This is a genomic window from Acinetobacter sp. R933-2, assembly GCF_030325485.1.
GTDB lineage: Bacteria > Pseudomonadota > Gammaproteobacteria > Pseudomonadales > Moraxellaceae > Acinetobacter > Acinetobacter sichuanensis.
Genome location: NZ_JACAIJ010000005.1, coordinates 195,694 through 220,164 on the forward strand (window position 1 = coordinate 195,694; position 24,471 = coordinate 220,164).

The 24,471-nt window shown below is 35.2% G+C and carries 26 protein-coding genes; 8 read left to right on the forward strand and 18 right to left on the reverse strand.

Annotation, left to right across the window (positions count from 1 at the left end):
- Position 1: 1 nt before the first annotated feature.
- From HX005_RS07860 to HX005_RS07915, 12 genes are all read right to left on the reverse strand, one after another.
- Positions 2-469: a Csu type fimbrial protein gene (locus tag HX005_RS07860; protein ID WP_286376925.1), complete on the reverse strand. Its 468-nt coding sequence runs from the start codon at positions 467-469 to the stop codon at positions 2-4.
- 50 nt (positions 470-519) lie between these two features.
- A complete protein-coding gene (locus tag HX005_RS07865) occupies positions 520-987 on the reverse strand; it encodes a hypothetical protein (protein WP_286376926.1) in 468 nt (155 codons plus the stop codon).
- A gap of 22 nt (positions 988-1,009) precedes the next feature.
- On the reverse strand, positions 1,010-1,477 hold the full coding sequence (locus HX005_RS07870; RefSeq protein WP_286376927.1) for a hypothetical protein: 468 nt from the start codon (positions 1,475-1,477) through the stop codon (positions 1,010-1,012).
- A gap of 546 nt (positions 1,478-2,023) precedes the next feature.
- A complete protein-coding gene (locus HX005_RS07875) occupies positions 2,024-2,491 on the reverse strand; it encodes a hypothetical protein (RefSeq protein WP_286376928.1) in 468 nt (155 codons plus the stop codon).
- 51 nt (positions 2,492-2,542) lie between these two features.
- Complete coding sequence (locus tag HX005_RS07880; protein WP_286376929.1) at positions 2,543-3,025, reverse strand: hypothetical protein; 483 nt, start codon at positions 3,023-3,025, stop codon at positions 2,543-2,545.
- Between the two features lie 732 nt (positions 3,026-3,757).
- Positions 3,758-4,099 carry a DUF5713 family protein gene (locus tag HX005_RS07885; RefSeq protein ID WP_286376930.1) on the reverse strand — a complete coding sequence of 114 codons (342 nt, stop codon included), beginning with the start codon at positions 4,097-4,099 and terminating at the stop codon, positions 3,758-3,760.
- 79 nt (positions 4,100-4,178) lie between these two features.
- Complete coding sequence (locus tag HX005_RS07890; RefSeq protein ID WP_286376931.1) at positions 4,179-4,919, reverse strand: adenosylcobinamide-GDP ribazoletransferase; 741 nt, start codon at positions 4,917-4,919, stop codon at positions 4,179-4,181.
- 1 nt (position 4,920) lies between these two features.
- Positions 4,921-5,553, reverse strand: coding sequence for a histidine phosphatase family protein (locus HX005_RS07895; protein ID WP_286376932.1), 633 nt, complete (start codon positions 5,551-5,553; stop codon positions 4,921-4,923).
- A 52-nt stretch (positions 5,554-5,605) separates the two neighbouring features.
- A complete protein-coding gene (cobT, locus tag HX005_RS07900; RefSeq protein WP_286376933.1) occupies positions 5,606-6,658 on the reverse strand; it encodes a nicotinate-nucleotide--dimethylbenzimidazole phosphoribosyltransferase in 1,053 nt (350 codons plus the stop codon).
- The gene (cobU, locus tag HX005_RS07905; RefSeq protein WP_286376934.1) at positions 6,655-7,197 is read right to left on the reverse strand and encodes a bifunctional adenosylcobinamide kinase/adenosylcobinamide-phosphate guanylyltransferase; all 543 of its coding nucleotides are present in this window, start codon (positions 7,195-7,197) and stop codon (positions 6,655-6,657) included. Before cobU ends, cobT begins: the two co-directional genes overlap by 4 nt.
- Positions 7,194-7,823 (reverse strand): 2'-5' RNA ligase family protein, encoded by a 630-nt coding sequence (locus HX005_RS07910; protein WP_286376935.1) that lies wholly within the window; start codon positions 7,821-7,823, stop codon positions 7,194-7,196. The genes cobU and HX005_RS07910 overlap by 4 nt, the downstream gene beginning before the upstream one ends.
- A 112-nt stretch (positions 7,824-7,935) precedes the next feature.
- Complete coding sequence (locus tag HX005_RS07915) at positions 7,936-9,354, reverse strand: tetratricopeptide repeat protein (RefSeq protein ID WP_286376936.1); 1,419 nt, start codon at positions 9,352-9,354, stop codon at positions 7,936-7,938.
- Between the two features lie 428 nt (positions 9,355-9,782).
- Between HX005_RS07915 and HX005_RS07920 the strand changes: the two genes are divergently transcribed.
- The 6 genes from HX005_RS07920 (at position 9,783) to HX005_RS07945 (ending at position 16,936) form a co-directional block, all read left to right on the forward strand.
- Positions 9,783-10,094 (forward strand): ArsR/SmtB family transcription factor, encoded by a 312-nt coding sequence (locus HX005_RS07920; RefSeq protein WP_107008976.1) that lies wholly within the window; start codon positions 9,783-9,785, stop codon positions 10,092-10,094.
- A gap of 177 nt (positions 10,095-10,271) precedes the next feature.
- The gene (locus HX005_RS07925) at positions 10,272-12,008 is read left to right on the forward strand and encodes a SulP family inorganic anion transporter (RefSeq protein ID WP_286376937.1); all 1,737 of its coding nucleotides are present in this window, start codon (positions 10,272-10,274) and stop codon (positions 12,006-12,008) included.
- Positions 12,009-12,186: 178 nt separating this feature from the next.
- Positions 12,187-13,383 (forward strand): serine/threonine transporter SstT, encoded by a 1,197-nt coding sequence (gene sstT, locus HX005_RS07930; protein ID WP_286376938.1) that lies wholly within the window; start codon positions 12,187-12,189, stop codon positions 13,381-13,383.
- 49 nt (positions 13,384-13,432) lie between these two features.
- Complete coding sequence (locus tag HX005_RS07935; RefSeq protein WP_107008979.1) at positions 13,433-14,107, forward strand: YoaK family protein; 675 nt, start codon at positions 13,433-13,435, stop codon at positions 14,105-14,107.
- Positions 14,108-14,122: 15 nt separating this feature from the next.
- Positions 14,123-14,659 (forward strand): DUF2058 domain-containing protein, encoded by a 537-nt coding sequence (locus tag HX005_RS07940; protein WP_286376939.1) that lies wholly within the window; start codon positions 14,123-14,125, stop codon positions 14,657-14,659.
- 207 nt (positions 14,660-14,866) lie between these two features.
- Positions 14,867-16,936: a TonB-dependent receptor plug domain-containing protein gene (locus HX005_RS07945; RefSeq protein WP_286376940.1), complete on the forward strand. Its 2,070-nt coding sequence runs from the start codon at positions 14,867-14,869 to the stop codon at positions 16,934-16,936.
- 120 nt (positions 16,937-17,056) lie between these two features.
- Here the strand turns inward: HX005_RS07945 and HX005_RS07950 are convergent, their stop codons facing one another.
- The 3 genes from HX005_RS07950 to HX005_RS07960 are packed head-to-tail and all read right to left on the reverse strand — an operon-like array spanning position 17,057 to position 20,597.
- Entirely contained in the window at positions 17,057-18,394 is a 1,338-nt protein-coding gene (locus tag HX005_RS07950; protein ID WP_286376941.1) for a sulfite reductase subunit alpha, read from the reverse strand.
- Between the two features lie 10 nt (positions 18,395-18,404).
- A complete protein-coding gene (locus tag HX005_RS07955; protein WP_286376942.1) occupies positions 18,405-19,001 on the reverse strand; it encodes a PepSY-associated TM helix domain-containing protein in 597 nt (198 codons plus the stop codon).
- A 33-nt stretch (positions 19,002-19,034) separates the two neighbouring features.
- Entirely contained in the window at positions 19,035-20,597 is a 1,563-nt protein-coding gene (locus HX005_RS07960; RefSeq protein ID WP_286376943.1) for a DUF2271 domain-containing protein, read from the reverse strand.
- 105 nt (positions 20,598-20,702) lie between these two features.
- On the opposite strand from HX005_RS07960, the gene HX005_RS07965 reads away from it, so the two are divergent.
- On the forward strand, positions 20,703-21,593 hold the full coding sequence (locus HX005_RS07965) for a DUF4198 domain-containing protein (RefSeq protein WP_286376944.1): 891 nt from the start codon (positions 20,703-20,705) through the stop codon (positions 21,591-21,593).
- 186 nt (positions 21,594-21,779) lie between these two features.
- On the opposite strand, the gene HX005_RS07970 is transcribed toward HX005_RS07965, so the two are convergent.
- From HX005_RS07970 to HX005_RS07980, 3 genes are all read right to left on the reverse strand, one after another.
- On the reverse strand, positions 21,780-22,154 hold the full coding sequence (locus HX005_RS07970) for a hypothetical protein (RefSeq protein ID WP_286376945.1): 375 nt from the start codon (positions 22,152-22,154) through the stop codon (positions 21,780-21,782).
- A 49-nt stretch (positions 22,155-22,203) separates the two neighbouring features.
- Positions 22,204-22,542: an immunity protein Imm33 domain-containing protein gene (locus HX005_RS07975; RefSeq protein WP_107008986.1), complete on the reverse strand. Its 339-nt coding sequence runs from the start codon at positions 22,540-22,542 to the stop codon at positions 22,204-22,206.
- A 136-nt stretch (positions 22,543-22,678) separates the two neighbouring features.
- The gene (locus tag HX005_RS07980; RefSeq protein ID WP_286376946.1) at positions 22,679-22,876 is read right to left on the reverse strand and encodes a hypothetical protein; all 198 of its coding nucleotides are present in this window, start codon (positions 22,874-22,876) and stop codon (positions 22,679-22,681) included.
- A 1,135-nt stretch (positions 22,877-24,011) separates the two neighbouring features.
- On the opposite strand from HX005_RS07980, the gene aroQ reads away from it, so the two are divergent.
- Entirely contained in the window at positions 24,012-24,467 is a 456-nt protein-coding gene (gene aroQ, locus HX005_RS07985; RefSeq protein WP_286376947.1) for a type II 3-dehydroquinate dehydratase, read from the forward strand.
- The last annotated feature ends 4 nt before the right edge of the window (positions 24,468-24,471 follow it).

Consider the following 24,471-nt stretch of genomic DNA (forward strand, 5'->3'; position numbering starts at 1 on the left):
TTTAGTAATCAACACTAATATTTAATACATCGTTATAAATACCTGCTGGGGTAGTGGTTGTCACTGCCGCAACTAACGCTGCATTCACATTATAAGTATCTACCGTTAAACCCGGTTGAGACAACGGTGTACCTACGTTTACAGGAACCACATCACCATTACGGTCGACTGTAATTTTGGTATTCAAAGTAAAGTTTGGGTTTGTCGTTGACTTCACAAAAGTTTGGGCATTGGTTGTATTGGATGTGTCTGTTTTAATGCTATAAGGTGCATTACAAGTCACTTTAAAACTACCTGTACCATTGGTGGTGTCTGTAGGTATCACGATATTTGAACTTACATCGCTGATGCTACACTTAGGAGTGATCGTTAAACTCACAGGAATAGATGCCGATGTGGTCGCTGCTTGTGCAAAACTTGCTGTGAGTAATGCTACTGATGCTAAAGCAATTTTAGATAAAATCTTCATGAAAATATTCCTTTAAAAAAACAATTAGATTGAGTTGAAATTAAGCTAGATTAATACGTAACATTGACACGGAATGTGTCGGTATAAACACCAGCAGGGGTTGTGGCTGTTGTAGGTGATTTTAATTTTGCTTTTACAATGTAATCTAATACTTGCCCTATAAATCCGCCGTAAACAATGCTGTCATCTAAACGATAATCATAATTAAAAATACTCACAGCACCTTCGATTGGTAGACCCACTCCATTCGGATTAGTCACTTGAAACTGACCATGTGCCGCTTTAGAATCCATTGAAAAAACTGTACTGAAACTCCCAGTATTACAAAGGAGAGAAAAAGCACCCTGCGCTTCACTTCCATCTTCAGGTAAAATAATGCCTGCACTTACATTTGAAAATGTACAACTTTTAGGGACATCTACGCCCATCGGTATACTTGAGGTGGTTGTTGCAGCCTGTGTTAGACCACTTCCTAATAACAATGCTGTCACAGCAGCACTTTTAAGTAATATTTTCATTGTTGTCTCACAGTTCGAATATTTAAAAAGTTACATCCAAATACAGCACATCCTGATAAACCCCTTTAGGCGTAGTGCTTTGGACAGGTTCTGCTAATTTCACATGAATTGTTCCTTGTTCTACACTAGTGGGGTCATCCACTTGAATTTTTTTGACCGCATCTAATTGATAAACATTTCCTATAAAATTCATTTGAATTAACGTCTTTAACTTCATTCCACCTGACGCTTTTACAAAAGTTCCATTCCCCCCTTCTTGTAATGACTTTGTGCTCAGTTGTAGCTCAAATTTCTGATTACATTGGAGGTTAAAAATTCCTGTTGCAACAAGCGCTTCTTCACTTAAAACAATTTGTGGGCTAACATTTGAAAACTGGCAACTTACAGGAATAGACGCCACGACACTCACTGAGGACGTTTGGTTTGCAGCACTTGCCCATGAAGAAATAAAAAGCACAACATACAAACATTGAGTACAAAACTTCCTCATGATGTCGCCCTTTAAATATGCCTTAAGTTATTTATTATTAGACGCTTTTTTAGACTTCTTATATATCCCTAAAATTAGGTATTTTAATATACTGATCATTAATAAAACTAAATTATTCTAGTAAAAAAACTAAACTCACTTAACAAAAAAATGAAATAAACTTTAAATTAAATAAAAAACAAATACTTATTTTTTTATTTTAATCTTCCATAAATACTGTAAACAATCGCAAATAAAATAAATTATTTATAAATATTTTCTAAAATAAAAATAACCAGCGATAAATAAAAAATATTTTTTAATTTTAATGATTAACTGTATATAGAAGTTAAGTCTTCTAAATTTATATTCAACATTTATAAGCGAGCTTTGTATTTTACAAAAAATAAATTAAATCATATCAATATATTTAATTGACTACTTTTTCACATAAAATATGGATTATATAGGTGGTGTTAAAACAATCATAACTGTAAGAACACCACCATTTTATAATTACTATCATTAATACTGAATCTAAAGTATGAGCCTCATTCAGTGAATAATTTAGTAATCGACACTAATATTTAATACATCGTTATAAATACCTGCTGGGGTCGTGGTCGTCACTGCCGCAACTAACGCTGCATTCACATTATATGTATCTACCGTTAAACCCGGTTGAGACAACGGTGTACCTACGTTTACAGGCACCACATCACCATTACGGTCGACTGTAATTTTAGTATTCAGCGTAAAGTTTGGGTTTGTCGTTGACTTCACAAAAGTTTGGGCATTGGTTGTATTGGATGTGTCTGTTTTAATGCTATAAGGTGCATTACAAGTCACTTTAAAACTACCTGTACCATTGGTGGTGTCTGTAGGTATCACGATATTTGAACTTACATCGCTGATGCTACATTTAGGAGTGATCGTTAAACTCACAGGAATAGACGCCGATGTGGTCGCTGCTTGTGCAAAACCCGCTGTGAGTAATGCTGCTGATGCTAAAGCAATTTTAGATAAAATCTTCATGAAAATATTCCTTTAAAAAAAACAATTAGATTGAGTTGGAATTAAGCTAAATTAATACATAACATTGACACGGAATGTGTCGGTATAAACACCAGCAGGGGTTGTGGCGGTTGTAGGTGATTTTAATTTTGCTTTCACTATTGCTGTAGCAGGTCTACCTAACCAAGTAGCAAGAAAATAGAGTGTTTGAGAACCTGAATCTAAGGATAAATTCCATCCATCCACCTCTACAAACCCACTCGTTTCAAGACCAACACCATTGGCATTTACAACTCTTGGTTTTGAAGAATTACTTTTTGAATCAAATGAATACGTGGCATTAAACCCTCCATCTATATTACAAGTAAGTGTAAAAGCACCTTGGGCTTCACTTCCATCTTCAGGTAAAATAATACCTGCGCTCACATTGGATAAAGTACAACTTCTAGGAACATCTACGCCCATCGGTATACTTGAGGTGGTTGTTGCAGCCTGTGTTAGACCACTTCCTAATAACAATGCTGTCACAGCAGCACTTTTAAGTAATATTTTCATTGTTGTCTCACAGTTCGAATATTTAAAAAGTTACATCCAAGTACAACACATCCTAATAAACCCCTTTAAGCGTAGTACTTTGGACAGGTTCTGCTAATTTCACATGAATTGTTTCTTGTTCTACATTAGCGAGGTCATGCACTTGAATTGTTTGACCGCATCTAATTGATAAACATTTCCTATAAAATTCATTTGAATTAACGTCTTTAACTTGGTTCCACCTGACGCTTTTACAAAAGTTCCACTCCACCCTTCTTGTAACGACGAAGATTAAAAAACTTCTGTTGCAATAAGCGCTCCTTACTTAAAACAATTTATGGGCTGAAGAATAGACGTCACGACACTCACTGAAGACATTTTCTTCACTGCATCTATCTATCAAGAAATAAAAAGCACAACATATAAACATTGAGTACAAAACTTCCTCATGATGTCGCCCTTTTAAATATGCCTTAAGTTATTTATTATTAGACGATTTTTTAGACTTCTTATATATCCCTAAAATTAGGTATTTTAATATACTGATCATTAATAAAACTAAATTATTCTAGTAAAAAAACTAAACCTACTTAATAAAAAAATGAAATATTTTTTAAATTAAATCAAAAACAAATACTTATTTTTTATTTTAAATTTTTATAAATAATTATAGGTAGAATGGATATTCTACAAACACCCATTCTAAAATAAAGCTGAAAAACATAAATAGCAGTAATATTATTTTATTTTTAACTACCAATCACGTGGAGAAATTAATTCTTCTCCATCTGCATCATAATACTCATAGGCTTTTGCAATAAAATAAAAATCTTCCCCTATAGCTTCTCGTGCTACAGTTTCAATTTCACTCTCGGCTTCATCAAATGCTGTTTGTAAATCATTAATTTTTTCAGTTGCAGCATGTGTTAAAACATATAATTCAGCTAAGTTTTTAGGCTGATTGGTTTCAATTTCCTGACAGACATCAACTAAAATATTTTTAATTTCATCAACTAAATGAGCAGGATAATAAGCATCTCCATACATCTCATTTAAAAATTTATATTGTAAAATTTTACTATTTTGAATTGGCATATTGACCTCTTTTTTATTTTCTTAGATAAAATTTAATCTGGTTTTTAGCATTAAATTTCATCAATTTTAAGCCAATAATTTAAAGATAAAAACTCAAAACCACAAAAGTGAACAAAGTCACAGTTTCTAAGATTTCAATACTCGCCCCCACAGTATCTCCTGTAATTCCTGAAATACGTTGGATAAATTTTTGACGCAAATAAAACAATGTTGTTAAAAAACTAAGAACAGTCAAAATACCGACCCATTTAAAATATAAAGTACATAATAGAAAAAATATAATAATTAAAATTGCACTTTTTTTCGGAATAAATGCTGTTAATGCCGAGCCTAAACCATTTTTTCGTACATAAGATGTAGTCAAAAATAAAATTAATGGTGCAATACGACCTAAAATAGGAAACATGATTAAAGCTATAAATTGTTTTTCTTGTAATAATACATAAATAGCTGACCATTTTAATAAACAAATAATGACTAAGCTTAATACCCCGATCGGTCCACAGCTTGGATCTTTCATAATGGCTAAAGTTCGCGCTTGATCACCAAAACCTCCCACCCAAGCATCGGCGGTATCAGCCAAACCATCTAAATGTAAACCTCCTGTCAACCAAATCCATAGACATAAGATTATTGATGCCAATAAAATAAGAGGTAAAGTGTGTAATAACATTGCTACAGCACATAATAATCCGCCAATGAGTAAACCTATTACAGGATAAAACAACAAAGATTGTCCATTTTGTTGCTGACTTGGCATTGTTTTGAGCTGAATCGGGAAAGTCGTTAAAAACTGTAATGCAATCAAAAATGCTGTCATTTTAAATGCTCTTATTTTCAGAACAAGTAGACCATAAACTGATTTTTTGCTTCGTCGTGTCTAACTCAAAAGAATGTAAAGTGCCTAGTTCTGCTGACATCGTTAAAATATTGTCTAGACTTTGTTGTGTTGCGAGGCATTTTAAAAGTTTAATCACTCCACCATGCGTCACCAATAAAACCTGATGCCAATGCTTTTCTAACATCTGCATTTGAATAGAATCCATCGCGTTTAAAACTCGACTTTGAAATTGCCAAATACTTTCGGCATTGGGTGGCGTAAACGCTGTCGGAGTTTGCCAAAACTGACTCAGTTGCTCAGGGAAATTTTCATAAATCCATTGGGTCGGTTTGGCTTCCCAATCGCCAAAATGCATTTCTTGTAAATCTTTTTCTAAGATTAAAGGCTTATCATATTGCACACTCAATTGTTGAGAAAATAAGCGACAACGTTGCAATGGTGAACTAAAAATACTCTGCCAAGCTATTGGCGCTGCGGATTGAGTTAAAAAGGCATCCACTGTATTTTGCATTTGCATTTGACCCAGTGCTGTCAAAACATCATCTGTTGAGCCTCTTAAAGTATGACTCAATGTGCTTTCACCATGCCTTAATACATCAATCCGCAATTTCATCCAATTTCTCTACTTTTCTTCAATCTGATTACATCAAAATCACATTAAAAAATTAAACTTTTTCACCAATAACAGCCGCTTCAGCAAATGTCGCCATGTGGTTATGCAAACTACATGCAAGTTTAATGATGCCTAAAGATGCACCTGCACCACTACCTTCACCTAAACGTAAATTTAATTTTAATAAAGGCTGTGCATTTAACTCTGCGAGTAAACGTTGATGCCCATATTCAGCAGACTGATGACCGAAGAACATCCATTCACGGACATTTGGATTTAAGCGAACTGCAAGCAATGCAGATACAGTACTAATAAAACCATCAACCACCATCGGCAAGCCCACTTGCGCACAGCGAATATAAGCACCTGTCATCGCTGCAATTTCTAAACCACCCACTGCACACAACGCTTTAAAAGCATCGCCATGAACATCATGTTGATGTAAAGCCAAAGCCTGATTAATGATATTTTTCTTATGTTCAAGTTGCTCAGCACGAATGCCTGTACCTACACCTGTTAACTTTTCTGCCGTTTCATTTAAAAGAAAACATGCCACAGCCGAAGCTGAACAGGTGTTACCTATTCCCATTTCACCTGCGACATAAATTGATGCATGTTGTGATAAAGCTTGTTCTACGCTTTCTTTACCCAGTTGCATGGCTGCTTGACATTGTGCTTCTGTCATTGCAACCGTTCTAGCAAAATTTGCTGTTCCTTGGGCAATACAATGACGCTCAACACCTACATAATCATAATTTTCACCAACTGAACCACAGTCAATGACTTGTAATTTTGCATTATATTCTTTCGCAATAACACTGATACAAGCACCACCTGTGGCAAAGTTTTGCAACATTTGTCGCGTCACTGCCTGCGGATAAGCTGAAATATTTTCTTCCATCACACCATGATCGCCCGCAAAAATGGTGATCCAAGGAAAGTTAATTTGTGGCTGTTGCTGACCTTGTAAACTTGCGAGCTGAATCGCAACATGCTCTAACTCAGAAAGTGAACCTGTTGGTTTAGTCAGTTGCAGTTGACGTTGTTCTGCCTGTGTTTTTGCAGCTTCACTTGGCTTTTGACATGCATCTAACCACCAATTCATTCCTTTTCTCCTTTTAAATACATTGGAAAACCTGCCACACAAAAAATAACAGTGTCTGCGAGTTGTCCAAGTTGTTGATGTAAACGACCTGATTCATCTACAAATTTTCGAGTAATTTCACCCATGGGTACTACACCCAAACCTGTTTCATTACTCACTAAAATAATATTGGCTTGTAAATGAGGTAAAACCTTAAACAACTTTTCACATTCAATCGCCTGTAAATTTGATGCTACAGATGACGTACTTTGATCATTCGCCATTAATAAATTGCTCATCCATAAGGTTAAACAATCCACTAAAATCACATGCTCAGGTTGATCTATTTTTTCTAATAGATCAGCTAAATGTAGTGGCTCTTCATAAACAGCCCAATCAGCAGGTCGCTGATGTTGATGATGTAAAATGCGTGATTGCATTTCAGCATCCCAAGCTTGGGCTGTCGCCACATAACTCACAGTAAATTGGCTCTCTTGTGCAATTTTTTCAGCCAAACGACTTTTTCCTGAACGCGCACCACCTAAAATGAGTCGAATCATAATTTACCTAAATGAATATGTTGTTCTGCATATAATTTGCCTTGAATAATTTTTGCTTTGTAATAACCAAAGCTTAAATGTGTAACATCAAGTTCAAATTGTTGCTGTTCAAGTGTTTCAATATGCTCAAATATTTGTTCGGCAGTAAATGCCGAATGATATAGACCAAGCGTAATATGCGGAACATAGTATAATGCGGCAATTTCATCATGATTTTGTGCAAAAAGATGCCTAAAAACACTTAGGCTATTATTTTCATCTAAAATCTCAACAAATAAGGCACTTTCAAAACTTTGAATTTTGCCTGTTTTTATTTTAAATGCACCGAGTTTTTGCTTAGTTAAATTTTTTATCTGTTGACTCAATTGTTGTTGTGAAAAATCATCATTTAAAACAGGTTGATATTCTGTTAAAAATCCACAAATAAAAAGCGTAATATGAAATTGACGAATATTTGGTTGAAATAAAAAGGGAGAAAAATGTTCACGTAATTTTTGTAAATAATGCTGTAGTTTTGGTTCAGTGATTTCTATATACCAAAGTGCATAATCCTCTCGTCCCCGATGCCATTCAGCATAATCATGGGAAAGTGTTGGAATAACAGTACAAAAAGGTTGAAGAAGCACAATAATTTTAACAGAAATGAATGCGCTTATATTAGACCATAAAACTAAAAATATTGCCTTATATCACAGTCAAGCGAGAGGAAATTTAAAACTGAATAATATTCATAATTGCTTAAATTCTAAGCTTAGCTTTGATTTCTTGTGCTTTTTTTAAATTTTGAGGTGTACCAATACCATATTCATAACAATGTGCAATGATTTTAAGTGCTTTTTGGTCACCTTTGTCTGCATAGTAAAGATAATATTGAAAAGCCTGTTCAGGATCTTGTGCAGCGCCCAAGCCATTCATATACATTTCACCTAATTTCATAGAAGCATGAGGCTGTCCCAAAGCTTCTATTTTTTTATACCAATATAAAGCCTTGCTATAATTTTGGGCTACAAATTCATTGCCCTGAAAATAAAGATCACCTAAACGTAACAATGCCATAATATCGTTTTGTGTCGCGGCTATTTCATAAAACTCAATGGCTTTCTTCATATCTTGCGCTGTCCCTAAACCTTTTTCATACATTTCAGCGAGTTGATATAAGACACCTGCACTCTCATTCTTTTTTAATAATTCATTAAAAATTTCAAATGCACGTTTTTCATTGCCCTGACTTGCCGTTTTATAGTCTAAAGCTAAATTATATTTTTCATAAAATGTCTGACCCCGATCTGGATTAGGCTGTTTATCATTTTTCTTTGCCCAATATTTTATTCTATTCTCATAATCATTTCTTGTATAAGAATATTCAAAATCAATATCTTGTGTATTTATAATTTTTTGCTTCCAATAAGCTGACTGTGTTAAATCGACCGCCGTACCAATACCAAATTTATACATCACCACCATAAACATTTGTGCTTCAGGATCACCTGCTTCAGCCGATTTTTTATACCATTTAAAAGCTTCTGTATTACTTCCTCGGACACCTTGGGCGTGGAAATACATCCATGCTAAAAATGGTGCTGCCTGATGATTCCCCTGTAAAGCTGACTTTAAAAACCAGTAATGTGCTATTTGATAATCCTTTTCAACACCTGCACCTTGTACATACATCCAACCTAATTGTGCCTGTGCAAAGGCATCATTTTTTTGAGCTAAACGCCAAATCCAATGATAAGCACTTTGAAAATCAGGACCTTGTCCATTGTTATAATAATAGGTTGCTAAACGAATTTGTGCCTGAGTATGGTCTTGATTGGCTGCCTTTTTATACCACTGTAAAGCTTCTGCTTGACTGATCTGAATAGGTTGGAAAAATTGATCAAAACCATCTTCTGCTTTGGATTCAGCATATATAAACGGTTGTATGACCCAATTTAACATTTTTTTAAATGACGATTGTTGATCATTGAGATTGATATCATTTCGATCAGCCGTTTCAATTTGATCAGCCAACTCAAATTGTGCTTGTGCCTGCCCTCGAATCGCTTGCAAATAAATTTTATCAATCAATGGCTCAGGATGTATGATGAGCATGACATCAAATGAAATCACGCTTACAAATAATGTAAAACATAAAATTCTTGACTTAATCAACATATTTTTCTAATTTCTATCATTCACTTATTTTTAAATAAAAGCATTTAATAAGACAAAAATTTGTCAAATCCACGGTCATGATTTTAAACTTAAAATGATCTGTCTCATATCTATATTTCAATGCAGAACTTATCAATATGACAATAATTTTTTATTTTAAATATCAACTTAAGGTCTTAAACGCTTTATTTATTGCACAATAATACAGCAAAAATTTTAGCTTATTTTCTTATATTTATATCTAAATATTTGAATTAGATAAAAATAATAAGCCTTATAAAAAAAACTTAGGATTAAGAAGAATTAAATATTAAAATATTCATGTTAGGATGCATCATCAGTGGATTACAAACACACTATTCACGTTTTAAACATGAATATGTGCATAGAATATTCAAACTCAGTAATATTAGGAGTTTCTGATCTTTATGAATCAGAGTTTTCAAATTGATGCCATGCGCGCATCAGCCACAGATGTGGTTTCATTACTCAAATCGTTAGCCAATACTGACCGTTTACTGATTTTGTGTCATTTGGTGCAACAAGAACTCAATGTTTCACAAATTGAAGAGCAAACCAAAATTACACAACCTACGCTCTCACAACAATTAATGATGTTACGTAAAAGCGATGTTGTCACCACACGCCGTGATGGTAAACAAATTTATTATTCTATTAAAGATCCAAAGCTTAGCCTTGTCCTAAATACTTTGTATGATTTGTATTGCCCGCATCTTTAGACTTTGATGGGCAATATACTCAACTCAGCTTTTATTTAAATACACATTATTTTGATCGTGGTCATGATATGTTCAATACGTTTTGAAAAACGTCTAGCCCTATTCAATAAAATTTAGACTGTAATTCTTAGCATTTTTTCTGCATAATATATACATAAATGTGATATAGAGCGTTTTATGCCTACCAAGTCTCAGTCTAAATTGAGTAACATTCTCCCTGCATGGCAATGGCTTCAGCACTATACCCCTACAGCTTTTAGAGCAGATTTACTGGCTGCTCTGATTGTGATTGCCATGCTTGTACCTCAAGGTATGGCATATGCTATGGTCGCGGGGTTACCTCCAATTATGGGATTGTATGCCAGTATTCTTCCCATGATTATTTATGCTTTAGTGGGTGGAAGTCCGACCTTATCCATTGGTCCTGTTGCGCTCATTTCGATGATGACATTTGCAACTTTACAGCCCTTATATGAGGTGGGATCACCTGTTTATATTCAAGCTGCCTGCTTATTAGCAGTTTTGGTCGGTATACTTTCAACACTGTTTGGTATTTTCCGTTTTGGTTTTTTGATTCGTTTAATCAGTCATCCTGTGATTAAAAGCTTTATTATTGCATCAGCAGTCTTAATTGCCTTAAGCCAATTTAAATTTTTAGTGAACCTTCCATTAAAATCTGGAAATATCCTTGAATTTATTAGCTCTACGATTGAGTATATTCGCTTAATTCATCTACCTAGTTTAGCATTTGGTGGACTTTCTATTTTATTGTTAATTTATGCACCTAAAATACTTACTGCACTTTTTTCAAAACTAAATAAAAATACACTCAATTTTTTAAATAAAGCGATTCCTTTACTTTTGGTATTTTTCTCCATTGCTTTTGTTCATTTTTTACATATCGAACAATTCGGTATTAAAACTGTAGGCGAAATTCCATCAGGTTTTCCACCCCTTGCCATGCCATTTTGGTCTTGGGATTTAGTGATACAACTCCTTCCCGGTGCAGCCATGATCACGATGGTCAGTTTTGTAGAATCTATTTCTATTGCACAGGCAACTGCATTTCAAAAAAGAAGTGAATTAAATAGTAATCAAGAACTTGTTGCATTGGGTTTAGCCAATTTAAGTGCTGGGTTTAGCGCATCTTTTCCTGTTACGGGTAGCTTATCACGTACCGTCGTCAATGCCGATGCAGGTGCAAAAACACCAATGGCTGGGGTGTTGTCATCTATTTTTATTGTGATTGTCAGTTTGTACCTAACAGGTATTTTTAAAGAATTACCTTTAGCGGTATTAGCGGCAACCATTATCGTATCTATTTGGAAACTGGTAGATTTTAAACCTTTCCTTGAAGCTTGGCGTTATTCTAAAGCAGATGGTATTGCGATGTGGGTGACCTTCTTCGGTGTACTTTGCATTGATATCTCAACAGGTTTAATCATTGGTATTATTTCAACCTTTATGTTATTGCTTTGGCGTATTAGCCGCCCTCATATTGCTGTCATTGGTTTAGTTGAAGGCACACAGCATTTTAGAAATATTTCTCGGCATGATGTATTAACCAGTGCCAATATCATTTCTATTCGAATTGATGAAAATTTAAGCTTCTTAAATGCCAATACTTTAAAAGAATTTGTGATTGCTGAGGTCAGTAAAAATGAACATTTACATCATGTTGTCATGAACTGCTCAAGTGTAAGTAATATTGACCTCAGTGCTTTAGAGGCTTTAGAAGACATTAATGCTGAACTGTCTAAATTGAAAATTCAATTACACTTTTCAGAAATCAAAGGTCCTGTCATAGATCGTCTTAAAAGCTCTAAACTTTTAGAGGAATTAAGTGGAAATATTTACTTAACACACTATCAAGCGATGCATGAACTTGATGCTCAAACCTTTTGTTCTGTATGATATTGTATTATCAGGATAAGTTTAACACAAATGGAATTCTTAATTTTAGAAAAATTCGTATATTTTTTAATATCTTATTTTTTATGTGAAAATGTTTCATTTTGTTAGAGCTTTTAGGTATAAAATAGTCCGCTTGTTTATCAATTTTAGCCCAGTTTAAGGCAACTCAGGTTTCAATATGTTCGCTGCCCTAGCACGTTTAAGTTTAGTCACACGTATTCTTATTGCCATAATACTTGGTTTTATTGTTGCATATCTTTTCCCAAATACTGCGGCTTATGTCAGTATTTTTGGGGATGTTTTTATTAAAGCATTAAAATCTGTTGCGCCGATTTTAGTGTTTGTTTTGGTGATGGCATCTATTGCTAACTTTAAAGTTGGTCAAAGCAATCATCAACTTAGACCTATTTTAATGATGTATGTGGTAGGTATGGTCTTCGCAGCATTAAGTGCAATTTTTGCTAGCCTCGCCTTTCCAAGTACTTTAATGTTTACCAGTGCAACTGATATCGCTTTACAACCTCCGGGTAGTGTTACGGAAGTTTTAAAAAATTTACTTTTAAGTTTTATTAGTAATCCAGTCACCGCTTTACATGAAGCAAATTTTATTGGCATTTTGGCTTGGGCTGTTGGTTTGGGTGCTGCTTTACGTCATAGCTCAGAAACAACCAAACGTGTGATTACTGACGTTGCAGATGCCATCAATGTCATTATTCGTATTGTGATCAGTTTCGCTCCTGTTGGTATTTTTGGTTTAGTGGTTGCAACTTTTGCACAAGCAGGTTTAGAAACACTAGAGAACTATGCACATGTAATTATTGTATTGGTTGCGACGATGGCTTTTGTTGCTTTGGTCATTAATCCAATTTTAGTCGCTTTGGTGATGCGCCGTAATCCATATCCTTTAGTGTTTAAATGTCTAAAAGAAAGTGGAATTACTGCATTTTTTACACGTAGTTCTGCTGCGAATATTCCTGTAAATTTAGACTTAGCTAAACGCTTAGGCGTTGATGAAGCGACCGCAGGCGTTGCTATTCCATTGGGTGCAACCATTAATATGGCAGGTGCTGCAGTGACGATTACGGTCTTAACTTTAGCTGCTGTAAATACGTTGAATATTCATGTGGATATGACCACAATGATTATTTTATCTGTAGTCTCTGTGGTGACTGCATGTGGTGCTTCTGGCGTTGCGGGTGGTTCTTTATTGTTAATTCCTGTAGCTTGTGGCTTGTTTGGTATTCCAAGTGAAGTTGCAATGCAAGTTGTTGCCATTGGTATGGTCATCAGTGTACTTCAAGATTCAACTGAGACTGCGTTAAACTCATCTACTGACGTCCTATTTACTGCTGCCGTAGACCTTGCTAAAAAATAATCACCTTCTATACTGACTGAATTAAATTTTATTTGATTCAGTTTGTGACATGCCACTTCAACAACTTCCGCTTTGGGTGCAACTTGGTGCTTTTTTACTTGCACTCAATGCAGGTATGATCAATGTTATAGGCTTAATTACGCTGTTACATCAGTCTGTTTCACATATGACTGGAAATGCGAGTATGCTTGCCATTAGCCTTTTTAAAGGTGATATTTCCAGTATTATTTTCCTCATTTTAATTATTTTAAGCTATGTACTTGGCTCTAGTTATAGTGGGTTTATTCTAGGAAATAGTCATTTTAAAGTAGGTCGTCGTTATGGCTTACCTCTGAGTTTGATGACTTTGTTTATTGTATTGAGTTGGTGTTTTATTGCCAATTATCCTCGTTATGGCTTACTTTGGGCATGTGCAGCAATGGGGATTCAAAATGCGATGGTCAGTCATTATCAAGGTGCGATTATTCGAACCACTCATTTGTCTGGTGTCTTAACAGATTTAGGGCTTGCCTTAGGTTATTTATTCCGTGGGCTGCAAGTCGAAAAAAAACGCGTCATTTTACATTTATTGATTTTATTTGGCTTTATCTTTGGAGGAGTAATTGCCACAGCTGCATATCCTTATTTAAAATTAGATACCTTTCTAATTCCTGCACTGCTAAGTTTTAGCTTAAGTTGCATTTATTGGTTAATTTATTTTCGTATTCATTATCTTGTCAAGTGATAGTAGGTTGTTCACATGGTTAAAAATGCTTTAGCAGCTCAGTTATTAAAAGCGGGCTTAGTCGATAACAAAAAGGCAAAAAAATTGTCTAAACAGGCACAACATGAGCATCGTACAGGGCAAAATGATGATGCCCAAATCAAAGCAAAAATTGAACAAGATAAGCAAGAAAAAATTGCAAAAGACCAAGCATTAAACCAAGAAAAACAACGTATTTTAGATGAAAAAGCTTTAGTTGCAGCAATTATACAAATGATTGCTCAGCATAAAATCAAAGATACTGACGGTGATATGACTTATCAATTTATTGATGAAAGTAAAATTAAAAAAGTCTATATCAACCAACAAATTTATAATGCCTTAGTTGCAGGTAGTTTAGTCATCGCAAAAGAAAATACCAGTTATGCTTTCTTACCTAAAGCACTTGCTGAGCGTATTAATGACAAAATGACAGGTTTTATTCTTGTGAATAATGCTGAAAATCATGAACAAACCACAGATGAGGAAGATCCATACGCAGCATATGTTATTCCTGATGACTTAATGTGGTAAATATTTTTTAGCTTTTAAAACGCGCTCAATAACAAGATATCCAGCAAATGTCATATTTGCTGGTATTTTTAAAGCAATGAAATTAAATATAATAAAAACAAACACAAAGCTTATTATAGATTTATTTTCAAAAAACCTTTTTCCCACAAAGTTTCTACATAATTTTAAGTTAAGCTACGCAAAATTACATAAATGGAACGTGTTTTCATGCTTTACACACAATATCGCACATTACAAAAATGGAAACTCAGCGGCTTAAGTTTTGCACTGTTATGCATCAGTGCTCCAAGTTGGGCAGATTCAACTCCTCCTGAGCAGCCCTCAACAACAGACCCCATTCAAACTTTAGATACTTTATCTTTTCAAGCCAAAGCAATAGCTAAAGATCCTGATATTAGCGCAATAGCAAAAACGACCGTGACACGTGAAGAAATGCTCAAGTATGGGGATCAATCTGTCAATGATACTTTACGCCGTGCCGCAGGTTTCCAAATGCCTGTACCTGGTCAAGGTCCACGTGGCGGCGGCGGTGCATCAGGTATGCGTTTTCGCGGTGGTGCTGCACCTATTTTTCTGGTCAATGGTGAACCAGTACAAGGTGGACCACGTGGTGGTATGTCGATTGTCGATACACTTACACCCGACATGATAGAAAAAATAGAAATTACCAAACAACCTAGTGTGGCTTATGGTTCTGTCGCTTCAGGCGCAGTTATTAATATCATTTTAAAAGAACCTTTAAAAAATGCGCCTATTGGAGGAACTGTTCGTGCAGGTTACTCACTCGCAAAAGCTGGGCAAAATGATGAAGATAGAAAAAACCTTTCATTACAAATGGATGGTCGTGATCAATCATGGCTATATAGCTTTTCTGCCAATCAAATGTGGACAGATGCAACACGTATCACCCAAACACAAACAGCAAATCAAACACGTGAACAAAAGCGTGTCATAGAACAGCGTTCAACCATGTTTGCTCCACGCGTAGAATATGAGATTGACAGTAAACAGAAAGTAGTTGGCGAAATTTTCTATCGTAAAAATGAAAGTGATGGCACACGTGGCGACCAGATTCAAAATGATGAAAATGAAAGCATACGTTTCAATACTCGTTATGAGCGTAAAGACCAAGGAGACTCAGACAAAGTTCGTTTTTCTGTTGAAAAACAAGATGAAACTGAGTCAACGCGCGCTTTACAAAATAACAGTTATATTGATGAAACCATCAATGAATATGGTTTTGCCTACGATGGTGTACGTAAATTTGATGCTAAAAAACAAATTAAGTTTGGTTTAGACACACGTGCAAGTGAACTCGAAAGCAATATGACAGATGCTTTAGATGAAAAACGCTATGCACTTTATGCAGAAGGCAGTTGGCGATTTACAGATCGTCAAACTTTAACCTTAGGCGCGCGCCAAGAATGGTTAGATCGTTCAGGTTTAGTTGAATATACTGACCAACATTTTAGCCCTGTTCTAGCCCATCGCTTTGATTTCACTAAAGAATGGTCATTACAAACCAATATTAGCCAAGCATTTAGAAGTCCAAACAGTAACCGACTGACTCCAACTGTAACACTTTCGACAGATGCTGATGCAGGTTCATTAAATAATCCTGATCGTGGCGGTAATCCTAATCTAAAACCTGAAAAAGTTACGGCTTATGAAACAACATTAGGCTATAACACGGCTGCTGGTGGTATGAATATTACTGCATTTCAACGTGATATTGATGACTACATCGAAAAATCGATTCAACTTGAAGGTGATCGTTATGTAGAGCGTCCTTACAACCAAAATAATGCCACAACCTATGGTGTAGAAATTACAGGACGATATGCACTGAAGCAAACTGAGCAAGGGCATTCATTTATGCTCAATGGTCAACTTTCAACGGTACGTGCCAAAGTGGAAGATGAACAACACCATGAACGCCTTGTGAGTGATGTCGCACCTTATACTGCAAGCACAGGCATTTCATACAACTACCAACCTTGGCAACTAGCAAGCAGTATTAACCTAAACTATGTTCCTGAGTTTACACGTGCTTTAGAAAACCAAGCCTATGACCGCACAAGTAATGCACGCTTTAATGTTGATGTTAGCCTTACTAAACGTTTTCAACAAGGTTGGGCAACCACGCTCACAGGACGAAATCTATTAAGCACAGATTATAAAGAAAAATTAACTGACCAAAATACAGGTGCAATCTATCAAGCACGTAATAACCAAGCAATTCCATCTGTCATGCTTAGTGTTGAAAAGAAATTTTAATCCTTAAATTTCTTCGTTGAAGATTTTCCATCAAACACGAACTCGCATAATAGATAAAAAAACCGATGAATATTCATCGGTTTTTTGTTTTTGCTTGATGTTAAATAAAAAATTAAATGCTCAATAAACATCTCTTAAATAACGTTTTTGTTCATATAACTTTTCGTATTCAACTTTGCCTAAAATCTCTAATAAAGCTTGGTCAACTTGCTGTGCCATTCCTTGCATACTACCGCATACATAAATTGCAGCTCCATCATTCAGCCATTGCTTGAGTAACTCAGACTTCGCATAAAGGCAGTCTTGCACATATTTTTGTGCTTGACCATCGCGTGAAAAAACCCGATCCACTTCAGTTAAGACACCTTGCTGCTGCCACGCCTGAATCTGCTCATCATAAACCGTATCAAACTGTGCTTGACGCTCACCATAAATCAACCAGTTATGTTGTCTATTTAACAATGCTTGTTGTCGAATATGAGCTAATAAACCAGCAATACCAGAGCCATTTCCAATAAAAATTGCGGCTGGAAAGTCTAAGTTTAAATGAAACGCAGAGTTTTGCCGTATACAAGCAGAAATAGACTCCCCTATTTGCAAACTGTGTGTCAATAAGCCTGAACCTAAGCCCAAACCTTGCTCATGAACTTCCTGTCGCACCACCAATTCAAGTCTATTCTGCTTGACTAAACTCGCAATTGAATACTCACGAATAGGATAATCTTGCACATCTATAGCATTATGACATTGAATTTCCACCAGATCGCCAGCTTGCCACGACATATTTTCAGTATATGAAAATTCCAACTTAAACAGTGGATTACCTTGACTTCCCTGATTTAACAACTGACGAGAAGTCAACTTTAATGTTGACCATTTACGTTCAATATTTAAATCAGCTAACTGCGTTTTTAACAAAGTTTGCAACTGTATTTGCCATTGTTGTAAATCTGACTGTTGCAACTGATTAACACAAATCATTTCAAATAAAGCATGCGCTTGTTGCTGTTGTAACCAGTCCTGCAACACCGTGCCAAATCTACAAAAATGTTTATAGTGTCGATCTCCCAAAGCCAAAATTGCATAATGATGCTGCGACAAATCTACAGCCGATTGCATCACCTTCCGATAAAACTGACGTGCTGTATCAGGTAAATCACCCTCACCATAGGTACTGACAATCCATAAAGATTGTGAACTTTTTTGCAAATCCGAAACTGTGATATCTTGAATATTCAATAAATAAGTTGAATAACCTGCTTGTTGCAGTTGCTGTTGTGTTTGTTTTGCTAAATTTTCAGCATGTCCTGATTGACTCGCATAAACAATTAGATAATCAGATTGATGAGAAAAGTTTTTTTGTTTTTTGTTTTTCCAAATCAATAAAACGATTATAAACAATACAATAACCAACAAAATTGCCAAACACAGCAATACGCCTTCTACAGCTTGTGTCATTTTATCAACCTTAAATTGCAGCCCAAATCAACCACATGAACAACACAATACTTGAAGCAATTAAGACTAAATGTGTAATTAAACGTGTTTTGATACTCAAAAATAAAATAAAACCTGCTAACGATAAAATAGTAATCAAAACAGCACTAATATCGATGAGCCAACGCCATGCAGTACCCGAGTTTTTTCCTCGATGTAAATCATTGATCAATGAAATGGTGGAAGCAGGTTTACTACTGATTTCCATTTCGGCAGTATCCAAAGTCACCCAAACATCAGATGAACCTGCGGGGCTTTCCAGATGAATCATAATTTCACCATCTAAGACTTCACTGCTCTGATAACGTCCAATCAAAGCATCCGCTTGTTGCTGGCGAATATAGTTTAAAATTAAATCACTTGGGTTTTCTTTGGCTTTAATCTCAGCTAATAACTCATCAGGTAATGAAATCGTACTGGTATTTTCTTTTTTGGCTGGCTCAAACCATTCAGGATGATTCAAAAAAATGCCTGTAATTGAAAAGAAAATTAAGACTAAAAAGGCAAATGCTGATAACCACCCATGCACATAGCGTGCATGGCGGTAAAAATCACGTTTTTGATACACGTTGAATATCTCTTTATCAATAACTTATATCGCTTAGTTCACTTTTTGAAAATTGAGTTTGAGTGCTCCAATTTCTTTTTGTGCAGCTAAAGTCTGTTGACTTGATTTTGCTTTTACATCTAAATCAAAAGTTTGATATGAATGCTCACCATGTTCACGTGAAGTTTCAATATGGATCTGATATTGTCCAGCAGCTACAGCACGTCCAGTATCATCTTTACCATCCCAAGCTAATTTATACTGTCCTGGTTGACGTGATGGTTTAGCAACGGCATCTAAATTGGTCATTTGACGTCCATAACGACGCCACCATACATAATTTGAGTTAATCCATTTGTCATCTTTGCCCCAAACAGCAAGTGTACGCACAATTTTTTTATTCTCATCCGTTACCCAGACAGAAACATAAGGTGCTCTATATTTTTCCACTTCAAGTTTAGGAATCACCAAATCAATCACAGCTTGATAGCCCGCAGGCCATTTTGCGCTTGCACCTGTCGCAACATTGACAAAATCAAGTTGATGATTAGCACTTTGAGTTAAGTTTGACCAACCACTACTTTGATATATTTGACCACTTGCTGCAACCACTTGGGCTTCATAGCCGACCAATGCTTCAATGAGTTCTAAGCCTTGTTGTGGTGACATTGCTGCCAAAGCTGTTGCCAATGCATCACTGTCTGCCGCACATGTTCCAACCACAACACATTGTTCTACATGTTGCAAAGCTAGACCTGTTTTTGGGTCTAATAAATGAGACTGTCCTGCTAAATTACGGTAACCTTTTCCACTAAAAGCCACTGCTTGATCATTTAATTTTAGAAACTGATCAGGTGCAGTATTATCAAAATGATTACAAGCTGTTTGTACACCAATATTCCAAGCATCTTTTTGTGGTGCTTCACCCCAAACTCTTAAATCTCCACCAATATCAACTAAAATTCCTTGTATTGAAGGTACAGCTTGCTGTGCAGCCACTAAAGCACGGTCAATAATATAACCTTTTGCATAAGCATCAGGAGCAAATTTTACATTTTCATCAATTTCAATATGCTGACTTTTTTCATCAAGCTTTACACTGTGTTCAGTTAACTGCGCCAATACTTGTTTTCTGGTTGCTGCATCTAGCTCCACAACACCATGACTTTTTTCCCATAAGGCAATAAGCTGTCCTAAACGAGCATCAAAAGCACCACAGCTTTGATGACGGATTTGCTCACAGGCTGCAATGACTTCAAATAATTCAGATGAAGCTTGAATACTCTTATTTTTATTTAATTGGCTAATCTCACTATCATCACGCCATGTCGATAAAATTTTATCTAAACGGGCAACTTCATTCTCGATTGCTGTAAATGCTTTTTGTGCATCTTGTTTAGAACTTCCCATCACAATAACATCTAAAGATGTACCTAAAACATGATCACGATGAAATTGATAGCGTTGCTGATTTACTTGGTCTGACTGACTTTCTAAATGAACATCAGAATTTGCTTGTGCTGTTATTGGAGAAATCAGCGTTAAAGCCATCACTAATGGTGAAAGTTTGAATGCCAAAGATTGAGTCATGGTTCTTTTTGCAGCAATGTTCAACATACTGAAACTCCAAAAAATATTTTCACAAATAATATTGATAATGATATTTGTTATCAAGTACATTAGTGCAAATTTACAAACTATTTAATTTATGGAACTTAAACCATGAAACATTTGTTCAAAATTGCACTTCTTTCTGCTTTACCAATCATGGTATCCGCTCACACTGCTAGCCCATTTTTATTACCAGAACTCTTTGATAGCAAAGCTGCGCAAAATATTACTTTTCAAAGTGCAATCACTGTTGAGAAATTTTTTATTCCAAGTAATAACTTTAAAACCAGCTATGTCGTAACTGCACCAGATGGTCAACAAACGCAAATCAATGCAGCAGCTTCACTTAAACGTTTTAATATTGGTGAATTTGATTTAAACGCTGACGGTACTTATCGTATTCGCACTCAAGATGCTCAAGGAAATATTGGCAAATATGCACTGGTTGATGGACGATGGTTACGTGTTCGTCCTGTACGTGCCCCAATGCCAAACAATGAACAAAAACCAGCAGCTACGGAAACTAAAGCACCAATAGAACAAAAAACTGCTCAAATTCCTCGCGTTATTTCTGCAGATAAAGTTCCTGAAAATGCACAAATTTTAGAAGTAAAAAATAATATTATTGCTGAGAGTTATGTCACTAAAGGAAAACCATCACCAATTCCTACAGTCACAAACAAAGGTTTTGAAGTTAAATTATTAACACACCCAAATGAACTATTTTCAGGTGAAGCATTAAAAGGGCAAATTTTATTTAATGGTAAAGCTGTTGCAAATCAAGAAATTGACATCTTTAAAGGTGCAAGCAGCTATGAAACAAATGCTCAACGTGAACAACCACATGTCAAAACAAATGCTAAAGGTGAGTTTGAAATTAAGTTTGAAAAAGCAGGCATTTACCTCATTACAACAGCTTATCCAGAAGCAGATGAAGACAATCGTAAAAAACCACAAAGTGAAATTTATACGTATGGCTTAACGGTTGAAGTTACTGAATAAAAATATAACGTAAAGGAAGTTTCGGCTTCCTTTCTTATTTTAGAGTAGCATGAAAAAACCCGCCTTTAAGAGCGGGTTTAAAGTCATCAACTTGAACAGTGATGATTAAAACACGGCACAACAAGACCAGGGAAAATCTTTATCGCTTTGTTTTAATGCGGTTATTATCCCTAAAAAAACTTTGATCTACTTATCATTTTCAGCCATTTTTATGTCATTTTCTGACATTTTATTTACTACAGCAGCACAAAATACTTTTTCGGTCATCCCTGAGTCAGTGAGTGACTGTTTTTGACGCTCTAAAAACTGATTAGAGATCATCAACATAATGCTCGCTGTATTTAACTGTGCATTATTTTTTGAAATGTCTGCAATCTGTTGATATGCATTCATTCTGCTACAAAAAGCTTTCTTTTGTGTTGCTGCATCGACTTGATCAGACTCATCTAATATTTTTTTTGTAGCATTGACCTCTTGAGTATAATAAGCAATGCGCTCGTCATATTCTGCTTGTGTCAGTTTCTGATAATCTTGTGCAAAACTTAGATTTGAATGACTCAATCCACAGCACAAAAAAATCATTCCCCAATATTTTATTTTATTTATAGATTTAAAATGCATCGGCTTTCCATACATCCTCATAGTCATCAGCGTCGATCATAAAGCGAAAGCCCTGCTCTAAAGCTAAATATGGAATCGCATCTGGAAATATTTCTTCAAGCTCCTTTACGGTAACCAGTTCAAAATCATCTTGCTCAGCAGCTAATTCTCCACCATAAATAAACCATGCCACTTGATTTTCATCAGGTGCCTTACGCAAACCTACAATCGGTTCTTGGTTTAAAGTATGTTTGGCAATCGCAATCACATCTGTTTCATTTACTTTGATATAACGAGAATCAAATTCTTCACATACCAATTTTTGTTCTTCAATAAAATCTTGCAACATAAATATTCTACATCGTTCAGTTAGATTTCAAATTTTATGCATTTCATTCTAAATGCACAATGCAACTTGATGAAATAAAAATAGCAAAACCCCGAACATTCGGGGCTTTGCATCATTTAATGACTATATTGAACAGTTATTGCTGTTGATTATGTTTCTGTTGATCATTTTGCTGACGTTGCTGATCAGATTGCTGCTGCTGTTGTTTCTGATCATTTTGTTGGTTTGGCTGATTAGATTGTTGTTGCTGTTGACCATTTTGTTGATTCGGTTGATTAGATTGTTGTTGCTGTTGATCATTTTGTTGGTTCGATTGGTTTTGTTGATTAGCCATTTTCATCATCTTCCTTTGCAATTTGGGGAATGCCGTATGAACAACGACAAAATCTACTTTAAAACTTTTTTCTCTTTGAACAAGCCAATAGATGTGTCATTTTCAGACAATGTAAAGCTTAAAATATAAGCCCTTCAAATGTTGATGACTTTTAAATGACATAATTACTTTGGTTACCCAATCTTGCCAAACGTTATTATTTCTTTACATCATTTTATTTTATTGACATTTTATTCAGCAAATAAAGTACAAAAAATAGGCTTAATTTTTATCTTGCTCAACATTTTTATCATAGAAAGAAATGTAATCCTGCATGATATGGAAGTTTTGCCAATCCTATAATTTCTCTTGGTCTGATTGACTGTTCATTTGTCATACACAGATTGAGCAATTCGGTCAATGTCATGCTGAATTTACACGCAATGCATTTCAGCATGAACTTTTAAAAACCCTGCTCTAGTATCCATATACTTTGTCATTGATTTCAAACAGCCTATTCTAAATTTTATTATTTTCTTCAAATCAATAAGATCAACAACAAAATTATTGAAATTTCATGCTCCTCACAAATCATGACTATTTTTCAATTCATTCAACTTTGATGAGCCGTATGCATTAGATAACTTTAAATCGAATTTCAACAAAATAAATAAAAATTAAATATTTAGAGAAATAAAAATAGATCAGTACCAATAAATACACAAAACTGTAACACCTAAAAATGATGACAAAATACATTTTTTAGACTTATACTTTCTCATCTCGCTAGAAATTAAATTTTTTATATTTTTCGAAAATAAATCAAAAGTTTAACTTGATTAAATTTTTAAAACCCAGAACTGATCTATAAAACTTAAAAAAAAACCGTCGCTCTAGGTTATAGTTACATAAATCAAATCAACAGTTTTGGTCAATTCGGTTTAAACTAGATCAACTTTAAAAAATAGAAAATTTGTCATATTTTAACATTGTTATTTAGCAGCAAAATTCTCAATATATAGCGCATAGTCGGTATGTGACTTCTGCACCAATTAAAACAATTTATAAAATAGATGTAGAAAAATATGCCATAATACGCAAACTTTGCAGCGATCTTGCAAAGATTTTTTGCAACTTTTAAATTGGAGCAGGCTCAATGAGTTCGACCATTTTGGTCATTCACGGACCAAACTTAAACTTGCTAGGAAAGCGCGAACCAGAAGTCTATGGTCACCTTACTTTAGAAGATATTAATCAGCAGCTCATCGCTCAAGCACAAAAGCTCAATATAACACTAGATACTTTCCAAAGTAATTGGGAAGGTGCGGTTGTAGATCGTATCCATCAAGCACAGCAAGATGGTGTGCAGTTTATTATTATTAATCCTGCTGCACTCACTCACACTTCTGTTGCAGTACGTGATGCATTATTAGGTGTCGCAATTCCTTTTATTGAAGTCCACCTATCAAATGTTCATGCTCGCGAAGCATTTAGACATCATTCATATTTATCAGATAAAGCCGTTGGCGTGATTTGCGGTCTTGGAGCAAAAGGCTATTCCTTTGCTTTGGACTTTGCAATCGAAAAAATTCAATCTTCAACTCATTCATAACATT

Bases quoted from the DNA above. Each gene is read 5' to 3' on its own strand.
- HX005_RS07935 (WP_107008979.1), top strand. From the start codon at position 13,433: ATGCCACTTCAACAACTTCCGCTTTGGGTGCAACTTGGTGCTTTTTTA.
- HX005_RS07860 (WP_286376925.1), bottom strand. From the start codon at position 469: ATGAAGATTTTATCTAAAATTGCTTTAGCATCAGTAGCATTACTCACA.
- HX005_RS07885 (WP_286376930.1), bottom strand. From the start codon at position 4,099: ATGCCAATTCAAAATAGTAAAATTTTACAATATAAATTTTTAAATGAG.
- HX005_RS07980 (WP_286376946.1), bottom strand. From the start codon at position 22,876: ATGGCTAATCAACAAAACCAATCGAACCAACAAAATGATCAACAGCAA.
- HX005_RS07975 (WP_107008986.1), bottom strand. From the start codon at position 22,542: ATGTTGCAAGATTTTATTGAAGAACAAAAATTGGTATGTGAAGAATTT.
- HX005_RS07870 (WP_286376927.1), bottom strand. From the start codon at position 1,477: ATGAGGAAGTTTTGTACTCAATGTTTGTATGTTGTGCTTTTTATTTCT.
- sstT (WP_286376938.1), top strand. From the start codon at position 12,187: ATGTTCGCTGCCCTAGCACGTTTAAGTTTAGTCACACGTATTCTTATT.
- HX005_RS07875 (WP_286376928.1), bottom strand. From the start codon at position 2,491: ATGAAGATTTTATCTAAAATTGCTTTAGCATCAGCAGCATTACTCACA.
- HX005_RS07890 (WP_286376931.1), bottom strand. From the start codon at position 4,919: ATGACAGCATTTTTGATTGCATTACAGTTTTTAACGACTTTCCCGATT.
- HX005_RS07940 (WP_286376939.1), top strand. From the start codon at position 14,123: ATGGTTAAAAATGCTTTAGCAGCTCAGTTATTAAAAGCGGGCTTAGTC.
- HX005_RS07895 (WP_286376932.1), bottom strand. From the start codon at position 5,553: ATGAAATTGCGGATTGATGTATTAAGGCATGGTGAAAGCACATTGAGT.
- HX005_RS07960 (WP_286376943.1), bottom strand. From the start codon at position 20,597: ATGTTGAACATTGCTGCAAAAAGAACCATGACTCAATCTTTGGCATTC.
- HX005_RS07915 (WP_286376936.1), bottom strand. From the start codon at position 9,354: ATGTTGATTAAGTCAAGAATTTTATGTTTTACATTATTTGTAAGCGTG.
- HX005_RS07945 (WP_286376940.1), top strand. From the start codon at position 14,867: ATGCTTTACACACAATATCGCACATTACAAAAATGGAAACTCAGCGGC.
- HX005_RS07920 (WP_107008976.1), top strand. From the start codon at position 9,783: ATGAATCAGAGTTTTCAAATTGATGCCATGCGCGCATCAGCCACAGAT.
- HX005_RS07880 (WP_286376929.1), bottom strand. From the start codon at position 3,025: ATGAAAATATTACTTAAAAGTGCTGCTGTGACAGCATTGTTATTAGGA.
- HX005_RS07925 (WP_286376937.1), top strand. From the start codon at position 10,272: ATGCCTACCAAGTCTCAGTCTAAATTGAGTAACATTCTCCCTGCATGG.
- cobT (WP_286376933.1), bottom strand. From the start codon at position 6,658: ATGAATTGGTGGTTAGATGCATGTCAAAAGCCAAGTGAAGCTGCAAAA.
- HX005_RS07950 (WP_286376941.1), bottom strand. From the start codon at position 18,394: ATGACACAAGCTGTAGAAGGCGTATTGCTGTGTTTGGCAATTTTGTTG.
- cobU (WP_286376934.1), bottom strand. From the start codon at position 7,197: ATGATTCGACTCATTTTAGGTGGTGCGCGTTCAGGAAAAAGTCGTTTG.
- HX005_RS07865 (WP_286376926.1), bottom strand. From the start codon at position 987: ATGAAAATATTACTTAAAAGTGCTGCTGTGACAGCATTGTTATTAGGA.
- aroQ (WP_286376947.1), top strand. From the start codon at position 24,012: ATGAGTTCGACCATTTTGGTCATTCACGGACCAAACTTAAACTTGCTA.
- HX005_RS07965 (WP_286376944.1), top strand. From the start codon at position 20,703: ATGAAACATTTGTTCAAAATTGCACTTCTTTCTGCTTTACCAATCATG.